The 13,384-nt window shown below is 62.3% G+C and carries 17 protein-coding genes; 8 read left to right on the forward strand and 9 right to left on the reverse strand.

The window, feature by feature from the left end; all coding sequences use genetic code 11:
- The first annotated feature begins 4 nt into the window (after positions 1–4).
- The 6 genes from ACIQT2_RS06140 (at position 5) to ACIQT2_RS06165 (ending at position 5,873) form a co-directional block, all read left to right on the forward strand.
- Entirely contained in the window at positions 5–952 is a 948-nt protein-coding gene (locus ACIQT2_RS06140) for a type II secretion system F family protein (protein WP_402944575.1), read from the forward strand.
- Between the two features lie 13 nt (positions 953–965).
- Entirely contained in the window at positions 966–1,847 is an 882-nt protein-coding gene (locus ACIQT2_RS06145) for a type II secretion system F family protein (RefSeq protein ID WP_402944577.1), read from the forward strand.
- 15 nt (positions 1,848–1,862) lie between these two features.
- Positions 1,863–2,318, forward strand: coding sequence for a TadE/TadG family type IV pilus assembly protein (locus ACIQT2_RS06150; RefSeq protein ID WP_400329170.1), 456 nt, complete (start codon positions 1,863–1,865; stop codon positions 2,316–2,318).
- On the forward strand, positions 2,306–3,754 hold the full coding sequence (locus tag ACIQT2_RS06155; RefSeq protein WP_402944580.1) for a pilus assembly protein TadG-related protein: 1,449 nt from the start codon (positions 2,306–2,308) through the stop codon (positions 3,752–3,754). The genes ACIQT2_RS06150 and ACIQT2_RS06155 overlap by 13 nt, the downstream gene beginning before the upstream one ends.
- 264 nt (positions 3,755–4,018) lie before the next feature.
- Entirely contained in the window at positions 4,019–5,188 is a 1,170-nt protein-coding gene (locus tag ACIQT2_RS06160; RefSeq protein ID WP_402944583.1) for a trypsin-like peptidase domain-containing protein, read from the forward strand.
- Between the two features lie 157 nt (positions 5,189–5,345).
- Positions 5,346–5,873: a hypothetical protein gene (locus ACIQT2_RS06165; protein ID WP_402944585.1), complete on the forward strand. Its 528-nt coding sequence runs from the start codon at positions 5,346–5,348 to the stop codon at positions 5,871–5,873.
- Here ACIQT2_RS06165 and ACIQT2_RS06170 read toward each other — a convergent pair.
- A complete protein-coding gene (locus ACIQT2_RS06170) occupies positions 5,825–6,508 on the reverse strand; it encodes a heme oxygenase (biliverdin-producing) (protein WP_400329162.1) in 684 nt (227 codons plus the stop codon). The two genes, ACIQT2_RS06165 and ACIQT2_RS06170, sit on opposite strands and share 49 nt — an antisense overlap.
- A gap of 285 nt (positions 6,509–6,793) precedes the next feature.
- Here ACIQT2_RS06170 and ACIQT2_RS06175 point away from each other — a divergent pair, with 285 nt between their 5' ends.
- Positions 6,794–7,399: a TasA family protein gene (locus ACIQT2_RS06175; RefSeq protein WP_402944587.1), complete on the forward strand. Its 606-nt coding sequence runs from the start codon at positions 6,794–6,796 to the stop codon at positions 7,397–7,399.
- Positions 7,400–7,509: 110 nt separating this feature from the next.
- Complete coding sequence (locus tag ACIQT2_RS06180; RefSeq protein WP_402944589.1) at positions 7,510–7,947, forward strand: hypothetical protein; 438 nt, start codon at positions 7,510–7,512, stop codon at positions 7,945–7,947.
- Between the two features lie 8 nt (positions 7,948–7,955).
- Here ACIQT2_RS06180 and ACIQT2_RS06185 read toward each other — a convergent pair whose 3' ends face one another.
- The 8 genes from ACIQT2_RS06185 to ACIQT2_RS06220 all read right to left on the reverse strand — a co-directional run bounded on the left by ACIQT2_RS06185 (position 7,956) and on the right by ACIQT2_RS06220 (position 13,269).
- The gene (locus ACIQT2_RS06185; RefSeq protein ID WP_402944592.1) at positions 7,956–8,846 is read right to left on the reverse strand and encodes a tRNA pseudouridine synthase A; all 891 of its coding nucleotides are present in this window, start codon (positions 8,844–8,846) and stop codon (positions 7,956–7,958) included.
- 20 nt (positions 8,847–8,866) lie between these two features.
- The gene (gene rplQ / locus ACIQT2_RS06190; protein WP_402944595.1) at positions 8,867–9,427 is read right to left on the reverse strand and encodes a 50S ribosomal protein L17; all 561 of its coding nucleotides are present in this window, start codon (positions 9,425–9,427) and stop codon (positions 8,867–8,869) included.
- Positions 9,428–9,493: 66 nt separating this feature from the next.
- Positions 9,494–10,504 carry a DNA-directed RNA polymerase subunit alpha gene (locus ACIQT2_RS06195; protein WP_347108054.1) on the reverse strand — a complete coding sequence of 337 codons (1,011 nt, stop codon included), beginning with the start codon at positions 10,502–10,504 and terminating at the stop codon, positions 9,494–9,496.
- A gap of 137 nt (positions 10,505–10,641) precedes the next feature.
- A complete protein-coding gene (gene rpsK, locus ACIQT2_RS06200) occupies positions 10,642–11,043 on the reverse strand; it encodes a 30S ribosomal protein S11 (RefSeq protein ID WP_021472435.1) in 402 nt (133 codons plus the stop codon).
- A gap of 51 nt (positions 11,044–11,094) precedes the next feature.
- Positions 11,095–11,472 carry a 30S ribosomal protein S13 gene (rpsM, locus tag ACIQT2_RS06205; RefSeq protein WP_021472434.1) on the reverse strand — a complete coding sequence of 126 codons (378 nt, stop codon included), beginning with the start codon at positions 11,470–11,472 and terminating at the stop codon, positions 11,095–11,097.
- 196 nt (positions 11,473–11,668) lie between these two features.
- Entirely contained in the window at positions 11,669–11,782 is a 114-nt protein-coding gene (gene rpmJ / locus ACIQT2_RS06210; protein ID WP_011775570.1) for a 50S ribosomal protein L36, read from the reverse strand.
- Positions 11,783–11,852: 70 nt separating this feature from the next.
- Positions 11,853–12,074 (reverse strand): translation initiation factor IF-1, encoded by a 222-nt coding sequence (gene infA / locus ACIQT2_RS06215; RefSeq protein WP_011775571.1) that lies wholly within the window; start codon positions 12,072–12,074, stop codon positions 11,853–11,855.
- A 196-nt stretch (positions 12,075–12,270) separates the two neighbouring features.
- Entirely contained in the window at positions 12,271–13,269 is a 999-nt protein-coding gene (locus ACIQT2_RS06220; protein ID WP_402944599.1) for a P1 family peptidase, read from the reverse strand.
- Positions 13,270–13,384: the final 115 nt, after the last annotated feature.

The raw sequence follows: 13,384 nt of genomic DNA on the forward strand, positions 1-13,384 counted from the left end.
TTTGGTGCAGGACCTCACACTGCCCGCCGGAGTCGGTGCGCTCCTCGTGGCCCTGTCCCTGTTGTTGTTCGTGGCGCTCCGCCCCCGCTACCAGGACATCGCCGTCGCCCGACGACGGCAGGCCGCGCCGGTCGAGACCGGCCCCTCCATGGTCACCCGGGTGGCAGACGCCACGGTCGCCGCCGTCGAACGCGGCGTCGGGCCCGGGAAGGGCGGGGTCTTCGGCGCCACAGCCCTCCAGGAAGCCGGCCTGGCCCTGAAGGCCTCGGAATTCATCGTGCTCATCCTGGCAGGCAGCCTGGTCTTGGGAGTCGCCGGCTTCGCCGTCGGTGGGCTGCTCTTGTGCATCCTCTTCGCTGTCATCTCGCCATTGGTGGCCTGGATGCTCGTCACCGTCGGGGCCGGGAAGCGGCGCCGGAAGTTCGGGGACCAGCTCACCGACATGCTCCGGGCCATCTCCGGCAGCCTGCGATCCGGGCACAGCATCACCTCGTCCATGCACACCGCCAGCCTTGAAATGCCGGCACCAATGTCCGAAGAACTCTCCCGCATCGTCAATGAGAACCGCGTCGGACGCCCGGTCTCCGACGCCATGGCCGAGGTAGGGCGCCGGATGCAGTGCGAGGACTTCGAATGGCTGAGCCAGGCGATCGAGATCAACCGGGAAGTCGGTGGCGACCTCGCGGGTGTCCTGGACCACGCGGCCGAAACGGTCAGGGAACGGTCCCAGATCAAAGGCCAGGTCCGTGCCCTGGCAGCAGAAGGCAAATTCTCCGCCTTCATCCTCATCGGTCTGCCGTTCGTCGTTGCCATCCTCATCAACGTGGTCAATCCCGGATACATGGCCACGCTTTTCCAGTCGTTGCTCGGCTGGATCTTCATTGCTGTCGGCGTGATCATGATGGCCATCGGGTCGTTCTGGATCAGCCGCATGGTCAAGATCGAATTCTAGGGAGGTGCCAGTCATGCCCGCACTTGTTTGGCTCATGATCGCCGCCGTGGTTCTGCCCGCGTCCTGGTTCGCTTGGTCGCTGATCGCCGTTGACCGTGCTTCCGGCCGGTTGATCCGTACACGGCTCCAGTCCGTGAGGCAGGGAACGGGAACCGATGCTTCCGCCGGCCCCTCCATGATGACCCGGGTGGCCCGCAAACTGACCCCCGACGCCTACGTTCAACGCCTCGACCAGATCCTGGCTAAAGCCGGACGGCCGGCTTCCATGCCGCTGGAGCGGCTGATCACCATCAAGCCCCTCGCCGCATTAGCCGGAGGCCTGTTGGTCCTGGTCCTGGGCGGGGGACGCTCCGCCGCCGGGGTGTTCCTGGCCGTGGTCCTCGCTGCCGCGGGCTATGTCCTGCCCGACCTGCTGGTCTACAACAACGGCATCAAACGGCAGCAGCGTATCGAGAAAGACCTGCCCAACGTGCTGGACCAGCTGCTGATTTCCGTCGAAGCCGGCCTCGGGTTCGAGGCCGCGGTCGCCCGCGTGGGCGGCAGCGGAACCGGTCCCTTGGCTGAGGAGCTCGTCCGCACCCTCCAGGACATCCAGGCCGGACGGTCCCGGAGGGAGGCGTACCGGGCCCTGGCCGACCGGTCCACGGTCCCTGACCTGCGCAGCTTCGTCGGCGCCGTCATCCAGGCCGACATCCAGGGCCTGGCCATCGCCCGGATCCTGAAACCCCAAGCCGAACAGATGCGCATCAAGCGGAAACTGCGGGCCGAAGAAAAAGCCATGAAGCTCCCCGTCGCGGTGATCTTCCCGCTGATCCTGTTCATCTTCCCGCCACTGTTCATCATCATCTTGGGCCCGGCCATCATCAACGCCATTGCCACATTCGCTGGTAAGTGAAGCGGGGAGGAAACCATGTCAAGGTCAGTCAAGACGCGTCCCGGGACACAGGGCGACCGGCAACGCGGAGCCTCCGTTGTCGAGTTCGCCCTCATCGTCCCTCTGCTGCTGTCCATGCTGCTCGGGGTCATCGACTTCGGAGTCGCCTACAGCGAAAACATCAGCCTTCAGGCCGCAGCCCGGGAAGGCGCTCGGCAGGGTGTCACCAACGGCGACGTCATCGCCTCCGTGACCGGTTCCAAAGGCAACCTCGATGCCACGAAGCTCCAATCCAAGTTCGTCGTCGACACTACCGGCGGCACGCCAGGGAAGCTCGTAGTCTGTCTGCGCTACCCGCAACGTTCCGTCAGCGGGTTCTTCAGCTGGATGCTCGACGGCTACTTCGACACGAAATACGTCATGAAAATGGAAGGCACGGCAACCGTGACCTCAGGAGCCAAAAACTGGACCGGTGGAACATGCGCCGCCTAAAGACCTCAGGACGCCAGTCCCGGACAGCCACCTCCGCTGGGCGGAAAAATAGTGACGAGCGGGGTGCCTCAGTCGTCATCTTCGCGCTCATGGTGCCGTTGCTGTTCGCCGCACTGGCCTTGGCCCTGGATTTCGGCAAGCTCGCCTACGAACGCCAGGACCTCAGCAACGCTTTGGACGCTGCAGCCCTGGCAGGGGCGGGATCCTTGCCGAATGACCCCACAACGGCGCAGAGCGCTGCAGTCGCCTACGCGAAAACCAACGACCCGGAGGCCAACCCCGTCATTACCTTCCGGTGCCTGGTCGCTTCCACGGGTGCATCCAAAACCGTGGCGGCCGGCCAGGTACCCAATGTGTGCGATCCCGGCACCACTGCCGGCGCGAAATGCAACGAGACACTGTGCTCCATCCCGTGCGTTCCGGGCGGAACCAAGACGTGCAACACCATCATCGTGACAGCAGCGAAAGATGTTCCCTTCGCGTTTGCACCCGTCATCGGGGTCAACACAGGGAACACCGGTGCACTGTCCTCCACTGCCTGCAAAGGGTCATGCGGATCGCAGATACCGAACCCCATGGACATCGTGATGGTCGCGGACCGTACCGGCAGTATGGACACTGCGGACCGTAACGCCATGGTCGCCGGGATCAAGAGCACCCTGCAAACCATGACCAAGGAACAGCAATACGTTGCCCTGGGCACCATCGGCCGAAGCAGCACCAGCCCGGGCAGTTGCATCACCACCCCATCAACATCGCAGACCACGGGACCATGGCTTCCAGTGCCGTTCTCCAACAACTACACCACCAACCCCGCAATACCAGGCGGAACCCCACCACTGAACAACAGCAGCACGCTGGTCAGTGGCCTGAACTGCTTGGGCGCCTCCAGTACCGGCACCTATCTCGCATCACCGCTGAAGTCGGCAGCCAGGTACGCGCTCGGGCTGACACCCAACAACCTCGGTTCGCTCCCGGTCAGGTCAACCCCTGCCAAGAAGGCCATCATCCTGGAAACCGACGGCGAGCCGAACGAGCAGAACATCACCGGCGGAACCACAGCGTTGAGCAACAGCGGCGATCTTGGCACGACGAACGGTGCCACAGCGTGCCAAAACCTCAAGGACGTCGCAACCAATGCCAAGGCTCAAGGCCTGCTGATCATCACCGTTGCCTTTGGTGACGCCAACTCGGCCCGGTGCACCAGCGGAGGATCGTTCGTTCGGGATGTGCTCGCCGCGGCCGCCTCACCCAAGACAGCCGGTGTCCCCAGCGCGGCATCCAATGACTGCTCCACCACTGCGTTGAGGGCCACCGAAAACGCGGACGGTGACTTCTTCTTCTGCGCAGCAACGGGCGCGGAAATGGGCCCGATCTTCGCCTCCGCCGTCAACGCCATCAGCACAAGTTCCCGCCTCATCAGGTTGCCCGAATGAGCAGCGCTGACTAGAGACGGCCCCAGGACCGGCCGTTCGTGGATCCCAGACTACGGGCGGCCGACAGGGCCCCCTCCCGGTACCCAGAGCCGGGAGGGGGTCTGCCCAAGAAACCCGAGTACCCGGAGTCCACCCGGCAAGTAGCGGCCTGGCGAAAAGTCGAGTACCTCCAAGGCATGTTTCATCCCTTTCAGTTCATCTACACTCCACATACAGGCTGGGGTGCGCCATTATTCAGAGCATTTTGAGCATCAGGAAGCCGCCATGAAATTATCAAGCTCGTCCTGGAAACCGGGGAAGAAAGGCACAGTAACCTTCGCCATCGCCTCGGCTCTGACCGCACCGCTCTTGGGGTCCACTTCCGCCTGGGCCGACGTCAATTCGGACACCATCGACAAGTCCATCGTGTGGGTGGACACTGCGTGGTCCGCAACCGTTCAAGTCCCCTTTAAAGATGGAACCACGGAGACCTTCAAGACTACTTTGGTGACGCTTTGTACCGGTTGGTTCGTCAGCAGCACAGGGCACGTCGCCACTGCCGGCCATTGTGTGGACGCGGATGACGCCCTGTACACCAGCATCTACGCGAAGGTCATCGATGAGCAGAGCCTCACGGGCGTCAAGCCGGAAAACGTTGACTGGCCCTTGTCGCTGGCCGACCCTCAGATCAAGATTGACCAGCCCTCCGGCATCGACGGCGGCGTCCTGAGCGGCAAGACGGCCATCACGGCCCAGCTCATAGCCAAGCAAGGTTTCGAAAAAGGCGACAACGCCCTGCTCCGCATAGCGGATATGAAGGACACCCCGGCACTGGCGCTGGGCAGCGAAGCTCCCAAGGTCCGTGACAAGGTCACGTCCATAGGCTTCCCTGACCTGGTTGGCTCTACCTCCGATGTCGAACGGCAGAAGCCGTCCTACCGCTCGGGAGCCGTGAGCTCGCGAAGCTACTCGACCCAAGGCGTGCCCCGCACGGAGATTGATACAGACATCACACCAGGAATGTCCGGCGGCCCCTCAGTAAACGAAGCCGGTGAAGTCATCGGCATCAACTCCGCCTACGTCTACCAAGGGGCAGGTCAGGCCAATTACATCACCGACACGCAAACCCTTCGGGATTTCCTGACGTCCAATGGCGTCAAGCTGGCAGAGGCGGCGTCCAAGAGTCCGACGCCGGCAGCCGTCGCGGATGTGCCGGCGAGCAATACCCAGGGCGGGCAGGGCATTCCTGTATGGATCATCGCCACCATCGCAGTACTGATTCTCGCTGTTCTGGCGATGGCCGCCCTCCTGTTCGTGAACATGCGAAAACAGCGGAAGCCTGCCGTGTATGCCCAGCTCCCCGCAGGCCAGTCGCCTGCCAGCCCACCGCCCGCAGGCCCCCAGTTGCCTTGGATGCAGGAACCACCGCAGCCTGGCAACGGCCCGCGCCCCTGATGTCCGGACACTCGACACCAATCACCCATGGCCAGCCATGGTGGGACCGGCAAGGTTTTTGAGGAACTCTTGAGCCATTCCCACCACCGGAGTTGAGCCAAGCCGCGCACACTCTCATCCAGAACATGAACAGATCCAGGGAAGGGACGCCAAATTCATGAGCGCGCTGACCAGCATCAACAACCCTGCGGCGTTGCCACCGGCCGCCGTCGTAGTGCCCGGCGAGTCAATCGCGTGCGCCTGCCACGATCCCGAACCGCCCATTCTGGACCTGAAACGCTTGCAGTTGCTGGCCGACGAACTTGCCTCTTCCGAGGAAGCCCAGCGGTTCCTGTCGGCCTTCGTGCTGATGCTCCCCCAACGCATTGAACGGATCGTGGACTCCGTCATGGACCACGACGACAAGGGGCTTACCGTGGCACTCCTGAGCCTGGGTACGGCATCGAACATGGTGGGTGCCTTGGAACTGGAAGCCATCTGCCACAACCTCGAAAACTTGGCCGAAGCTGGTTCGTTCCCCGCCATCGTGCTGGAACTTCCCGTGATTCGTGCAGCTTCGGCACGGTTTAGGGCTGCCGCTCAGTGGAACGGCGAGTGGATCGCCCAAAGTACGTGCCACTCTCCGGCGCAGGGCCGTCAGGAGAGCGCCGTATGCGCGTCCGATTCGTGGCCGGAGCGCAGATAATCCTGCATGAGGTCCACGAACACTTGCTGGTTGGTGGCAAAAGCATTCTTGGCGTGGCTAACGATTTCTTCTTTCTCCTCAGTGCTGAAGGGCGCCGAATCCAAGTGATGACGATAGGCGTCCTTGTACGGCTTGATCTTGTCGATGCCTTCGAAAGCGTAGAAGTTCAGGCCCTCCGGTCCAAGTCCGTAGTGTCGTCGTACCAATGACGAAATGATCTGACCTCCCGAGAGGTCGCCCAGGTAGCGCACATAGTGGTGAGCCAGAAGGTAGGTCACCGACCCTGGACCCAGGGATGTGAGTTCCGCAGCGTACGCTTCGGCCCCGGGTGTCACATGCAGTGATCCGGAGTCGAGCCTTGCCTCCCAGTCGCTGCCGAAATGGACGTCAAGGTCCTTCTCCAAAGCATGGACCCGAAGCAGCGCGGGGTCCGAAAAAACGGCAAGGCGGGGATCCCCGTTGCTCGCCAGCGCCGACTCGAGAGCCCGGTAGATGACCAGATTCTGCAGCAGCAGCCTTGCTACCTGCTCGGCGTCCAGGCGACCTGCAAGAAGCTCTGTAACGAAGCCCGTTTGTTCTGCCTGCTCGTGGGCCAAAGCGGTCTGGGACTTCAACACCTCAGAAAAACCGGTCATGGGTTACTCCATTCAAACGACTCGGACGAGCGGAACCCTGGCAGCTGCGCCAAGCAGCCACTTTGGTAATACTTTTATGACCTAATTCACTACGCAAGCGCAAGGCCGTATCACCGTGCGTTACCAGGTCAGCTCTTGAGGGTTTCCTGAGGAACTGTTGATTGATTGCAGGATGGGTTCTTGAGGTGGGGCCGTCAGAGTATTTCTTGTCAGCCAGTAAGGCTGGAAACAAGGAAACGGCCGTCCGGGGAAACGGTGGCCACTTTGAAAAGGACACTGATTCACATGGCCATCAGCCTCAAGACCACTTCCGGCAAGATCCTCGCCTCCGTCGCTCTGGTCGGCACCGCTGCCGCCGTCGCCGGGATGGGCACCTATGGTGCGTTCACTTCCTCCACCTCCGCTTCCCAGGCCGTGACCGCCGGGACCGTGACCATCGCCCTGGGCACCGGGGCATCGAACACCCTGAACGTCCCGGTCGCGGGCCTGCTGCCCGGTGACAAGGTCGAAAAGCTCGTCACCCTGGCCAACACCGGCAACTCGGACCTGAACAACGTCACCCTGACCACCTCCGCCGGCGCCACTTCTTCCTTGCTGACCACCGACACGACCAATGGTTTGCAGCTGACCATCGAGAACTGCTCCGTGCCGTGGACCGGGTCCGCTGCCCCGTACACCTGCGCAGGGACCAAGACCACCGTGCTGGCCTCGGCCCCGGTGATCGGCGCGAACAAGGTCCTGAGCAACCTGACCTCCCTGACCTCGGCCAAGACCGACAACCTCAAGGTCACCACCGCGTTCCCCACCACCGCGGACAACACCTTCCAAGGCGCCACCTCCACCATCGCCTTCTCCTTCACCGGCACCCAACGCACCGAAACCATCAAGTAGGCGCTGCGCAAAGAGCTTCGCCGGGGCTGATCGGATTCTTTACCCCAGCCCGATCAGCCCCGGCGAGAATACCCAAGAGACCGGCCGCCATCAGGACAAGGAGACTGCAGATGCTTACGTTCAACCGCCTTCTCCGGACCTTGATGGCCGTCGCCGTCGTCGTCATTGGACTTCTCGCAGCACCCACCGCAGCTCTGGCATCCTTCAAGGACAGCGAACAGGCCGCTCCACAGTTCTCAGCAGCAAACATCGCAGCCCCGGCCAGTGCAAACGTCACCATGAGCTGCACCTTCGGCATCCGGGCAACCGTGACAGTGAATTCCTTCAGCGCGGTGGCCAACGCCAATTACCACGAAGTCAAGATCTTCGACCGCTCCGGAAACCTTGAGTTCACCGGTGACCTCAGCAAGGCTGCCGGCAAGACCTACACCTCCGGCTACGAAGTCATCGGCACGTGGTCCTACGAAATCCGCGGCTACTACAAGGTCCCCGGCACCTCCAACCAGTGGACCGGCAAAGTCCTCAAAGGGAACCTCACTTGCGCCTGAGCGCCGAGTTACTCCCGCCGGGCCCGCGTCAGTTCAGCCCGCGCCAGCAGTTCATCATCGGACGGGTAGGCAACTTCCTCCAGAACCAGGGGATGCGGCGCAGCCAACAGGGACTTGGGGTCGCGTGCGCGGGCCAACAAACGCTCATGCAACCAGGCCGGCGGTTCCAGCCCCTCCCCCACCCGCAAGGCAGAGCCCACCAAAGAGCGCACCATGTTGTGGCAGAAAGCATCTGCCTGCACAGTTGCCACGATGATCCCATCAGTCCCCCGGGAGAAGGAGAACTGCTGGAGCTCACGTATGGTGGTGGCACCCTCACGGGGTTTGCAGTAGGAACGGAAGTCCTGCAACCCGAGCAACAGTGATGCTCCGGCGTTCATCAGCGACACATCCAAGGAAGCTTTGTGCCACAACGTAATCCCACGTAGCACGGGGTCCCAGTGCCCGGGGCCATCGGCAATCCGGTAACTGTAACGGCGCCACAACGCAGAGAACCGGGCATCGAAACCCAAGGGCGCCGGACCGGCGTCGTGCACTTCGATGGCACCGGTGAGGTCACCGAGAACGCGGCTCAACGCGCCGCGCAGGCGCCGCAACAGCGAAACAGAGGGGTCGACGTCGTGTCCCCGCGTCAGGCCGCACCATTCGTCTGACGTGAAGTCGACGTGAACCACCTGGCCACGGGCGTGGACACCCGCGTCGGTCCGTCCCGCAACTGTCACCCGGACGGGGCGCCGCACCAAAAGAGCAAGCGCTTCCTCAAGCGACCCCTGGACGGTCACGAGCCCTGGTTGCACGGCCCAGCCGCTGAACGGACCGCCGTCGTACGAGAGATCCATCCTGATACGCAAAAACCCGCCGCCCTCCAAAACGGGGGCAGCGGGTTTTTGTTCGTTCATAGACTCAATTCTACTGAAATTTACTTCTTGTCCTCGTCGGCCGGAGCCTCTTCGGATTCAGCAGCTTCGGCCTCGGCAGCGGGGGCTTCTTCAGCCTCAGCAGCTTCGGTTTCTGCAGCTTCGGTCTCAACAACCTCTTCCTCAGCAGCAGGAGCTTCGGCAGCCGGAGCAGCCTTGGCAGCAGCAGCGGTTGCTTCAGCAACTACGGCCTGCTTCGGGGAAACGGGCTCGAGAACCAGTTCGATGACAGCCATGGGAGCGTTGTCGCCCTTGCGGTTGCCGATCTTGGTGATGCGGGTGTAGCCACCGTCACGGTTGGCAACAGCACCGGCGATGTCGGTGAACAGCTCGTGGACAATGCCCTTGTCGCTGATCAGGCCGAGAACACGACGGCGGGAAGCGAGGTCGCCACGCTTGGCGAAGGTGACCAGACGCTCTGCGTACGGCTTGAGGCGCTTGGCCTTGGTAACCGTGGTGGTGATGCGCTTGTGCTCGAAGAGCGATGCTGCCAGGTTCGCGAGCATCAGGCGCTCGTGAGCCGGGCCGCCTCCGAGGCGCGGACCCTTAGTGGGGGTAGGCATAGTTATTTCTCCTGTTGTGGTGGCCGGTCGGTTCCATCACTGGACCCGGCGGCCAAGATCTGCTTTTTAGAGCTCGTCGTCGCTGAACGCGGCGTCGTCCTCTTCGATGGCTGCGGCGCGGGCTGCGAGATCGAAACCGGGAGGGGAGTCCTTAAGGGACAGACCCAGTTCAACGAGCTTTGCCTTGACCTCGTCGATGGACTTTGCACCGAAGTTGCGGATGTCCATCAGGTCAGCCTCGGAGCGGGCAACGAGTTCACCCACGGTGTGGATGCCCTCACGCTTGAGGCAGTTGTAGGAACGGACCGTGAGGTCCAGATCCTCGATCGGCAGAGCCATGTCAGCTGCAAGTGCAGCGTCAGTCGGCGACGGGCCAATCTCGATACCTTCAGCTGCGGTGTTCAGCTCACGGGCAAGACCGAACAGTTCCACCAGGGTGGTGCCTGCAGAAGCAACAGCGTCACGCGGAGCGATAGCCTGCTTGGTCTCGACGTCGACAATGAGCTTGTCGAAGTCGGTGCGCTGCTCAACACGGGTAGCTTCCACGCGGAAAGTTACCTTCATGACCGGCGAGTAGATCGAGTCGACCGGGATACGGCCGATCTCGGAGTCGCCGGACTTGTTCTGAGCTGCCGAAACGTAGCCACGGCCGCGCTCGATGGTCAGTTCGAGTTCGAACTTGCCCTTCGAGTTGAGGGTGGCAATGTGCAGATCCGGGTTGTGGAATTCGACGCCGGCCGGCGGAGCGATGTCCGCGGCGGTGACGACTCCGGGGCCCTGCTTGCGCAGGTACGCAACAACCGGCTCATCGTGCTCGGAGGAAACCGAAAGGTTCTTGATGTTCAGGATGATCTCAGTGACATCTTCCTTGACACCCGGAACCGTGGTGAACTCGTGCAGCACGCCATCGATCCGGATGCTGGTAACAGCGGCACCGGGGATGGAGGAGAGCAGGGTACGGCGGAGGGAGTTTCCGAGGGTGTAACCAAAGCCCGGCTCCAGCGGTTCAATGATGAAACGGGAGCGGTTCTCGGCTACAACTTCTTCAGACAGAGTGGGGCGCTGTGCAATGAGCACTTAGGTTTCCTTTCGGCGAGCATCCGCTATATGACGCAACACAGGTGGTGGAAATCGGCTTCGGTTTCCAGCCTGACCAGCCGGACCATGCTTGTGGATCCACAAGCAGGCCCGGCCGTCAGGCAGGTTGAACCTAATTAGACGCGGCGGCGCTTCGGCGGGCGGCAACCGTTGTGGGCGCTGGGGGTGACGTCCTGGATGGAGCCAACCTCAAGGCCAGCAGCCTGGAGCGAACGGATTGCGGTTTCGCGTCCCGAACCCGGTCCCTTGACGAAAACGTCAACCTTGCGCAGACCGTGCTCCTGGGCGCGCTTTGCAGCAGCCTCGGCAGCCATCTGGGCAGCGAACGGGGTGGACTTACGGGAGCCCTTGAAGCCAACCTCACCGGCGGAAGCCCAGGAGATCACAGCGCCAGTCGGGTCCGTGATGGACACGATGGTGTTGTTAAAGGTGCTCTTGATGTGCGCCTGTCCAAGCGCAATATTCTTCTTATCCTTGCGACGCGGCTTACGGACCGCTCCACGAGTCTTCGGGGGCATTGTTTCTCCTACAGAAAGTTATCGGGGGAAAACCAGGTCAATCCCGAGGGATTAACGTCCGGCCTTCTTCTTGCCGGCGACGGTGCGCTTCGGGCCCTTGCGGGTACGAGCGTTGGTCTTCGTACGCTGACCGCGTACGGGCAGGCCCTTGCGGTGGCGCAGGCCTTCGTAGCTGCCGATCTCAACCTTGCGGCGGATGTCGGCGGCTACCTCGCGGCGAAGGTCACCCTCAACCTTGTAGTTGCCTTCAATGTAGTCACGCAGCTGAACCAGTTCGGCGTCAGTCAGGTCCTTGACGCGAACGTCAGGGCTGATGCCGGTGGCAGCCAGGGTTTCGTGTGCACGGGTCTTACCCACGCCGTAGATGTAAGTAAGCGCAATTTCCAACCGCTTTTCGCGGGGAATGTCTACGCCAGCGAGACGAGCCATAGTGGCGGTACTCCTTGAATAAACCGGAGGTCGTAGGCAGTACACCCGCATTTTCCATGCGGCCCCAGCCTCCGACCGGGGGTTCGCTGTCCGGGCTCTGTAAAGCGTCCCAGCTCAGCTTGTGCTGCCTTTATTTACTTGCGTGGGTTAAGCAACCCAGGTTTGCCCTTGCGGGCGCTGGTTCCCTTGCGGGGAATCAGCCCTGGCGCTGCTTGTGGCGCGGGTTCTCGCAGATCACCATGACCCGGCCGTTACGGCGGATCACTTTGCACTTGTCGCAGATCTGCTTGACGCTCGGCTTGACCTTCATGGCGTTCCTTTGCGTGTTTAGCAGTTGATCAGCTGGAGCAACCAAGGCCTTGCCTTAGCCGCCCAGCAATTTACTTGTAGCGGTAGACGATACGACCACGTGTGAGGTCGTACGGGCTCAGCTCCACCACTACCCGGTCCTCGGGGAGGATACGAATGTAGTGCTGACGCATCTTCCCAGAGATGTGCGCGAGAACGACGTGCTTGTTGGTGAGCTCAACGCGAAACATCGCATTGGGCAGCGCCTCAGTCACAACGCCCTCGATCTCAATGACCCCGTCCTTCTTGGCCATATCCTCCGCTAACTGTTGTTTGCCGCAGTCCTCCGGTTAGGCACCGGCGATCCAGCGGACGTTTTTTGTTTGCTTTGGTCCTCTTGGAACCACCACACCAAAAAGGGCGTGGCTGTACAGACAACCAACAGACAACTCTACGCCACTCGGGCGGGAAAGTTAAATCCGATCATGGTAGCGCACCCGGGCTTCCTCGTCACCCTCCAGAGGCGAGGTAGGCAGGGAAGGTGCCCGCCGCCGTCGTGATGCTTTCCGCGGCCGAAACGCCGTCCAGTATCGCCAACCGCACTGCCTCCGCCGCCGCGCTCTGGAGGGTTATCAGGGATACCTGCCGCGCCTGCTCGGTACTGCGGTCAAGCCCGACGGCGCCAGTCGCCAGGGCGAACACGGTGTCACCGTCCGCGAGGGTATGGGACGGGTCGAGGGCCCTGGCCAGGCCAGCGTGACCCGAACTGGCGGTCCGCTTACACTCGGCGACATCCAAAACAGCGTTGGTAGCAATGACGACGAGCGTGGTGTTGAGCCCCTGCGGCGGGGCTGGAACCCGGCCGCGCGCGTCTAAGGGAGGAACGACCGAGCGCGCAGAGGGTTGCGGCCCCGCCGCACCGAACACAGGAGTCCCCAGCGCATTGACCACGGCAATGGCCCCCACGATGACAAGTCCATGGGCCGAGATGTTTTCCAGCGAGATCGACGACGTGCCCACGCCCCCTTTGTACTGGCCTCTGGCTATGACGGCACCGGTTCCGGCACCGACGTTTCCGCGCACGACGGCGGCATGGTCGCCTGAGGCGAACGCTGCGGCGGCTGCCTGGTAACCCATGCCGGCGTCAGGGCGGGCGTGAACGTCACCACCGCGGCCGAGGTCGAAAATAGCGGCGGCAGGAACGATCGGAACAACGGTCCCGGGAACCTCGAAGCCCCTCCCCTGTTCTTCGCACCACTGCTGCGCCCCATGCGCGGACACCAATCCGAAGGCGCTCCCACCCGTGAGGACAACGGCGTCCACAGTGGAAACCAAGGTGGTCGGGTCCAGGGCGTCGGTCTCATGCGTCCCTGGTCCCCCGCCCCGCACGTCCACCGACCCTACGGTTCCCGGAGGCGGAAGGACGACGGTCACGCCACTGAGCCACCCGCCGTCGTTCTTTTGGGTGTGGCCAATCCGGATTCCTGGAACATCGGTTATCTGACCCATGGCTCCATTCTCCACCTGAAGCGGTGCGGCCAACTGGTAGCCCGGCCTCGAATTCGAACTCCGGAGTAACGGTGAGTAAACGGGTCCGGAAGTGTCAGCCAACTATCGGTACGGT

The sequence above is a fragment of the Paenarthrobacter sp. NPDC090522 genome (genome assembly GCF_044769225.1).
Lineage (GTDB): Bacteria > Actinomycetota > Actinomycetes > Actinomycetales > Micrococcaceae > Arthrobacter.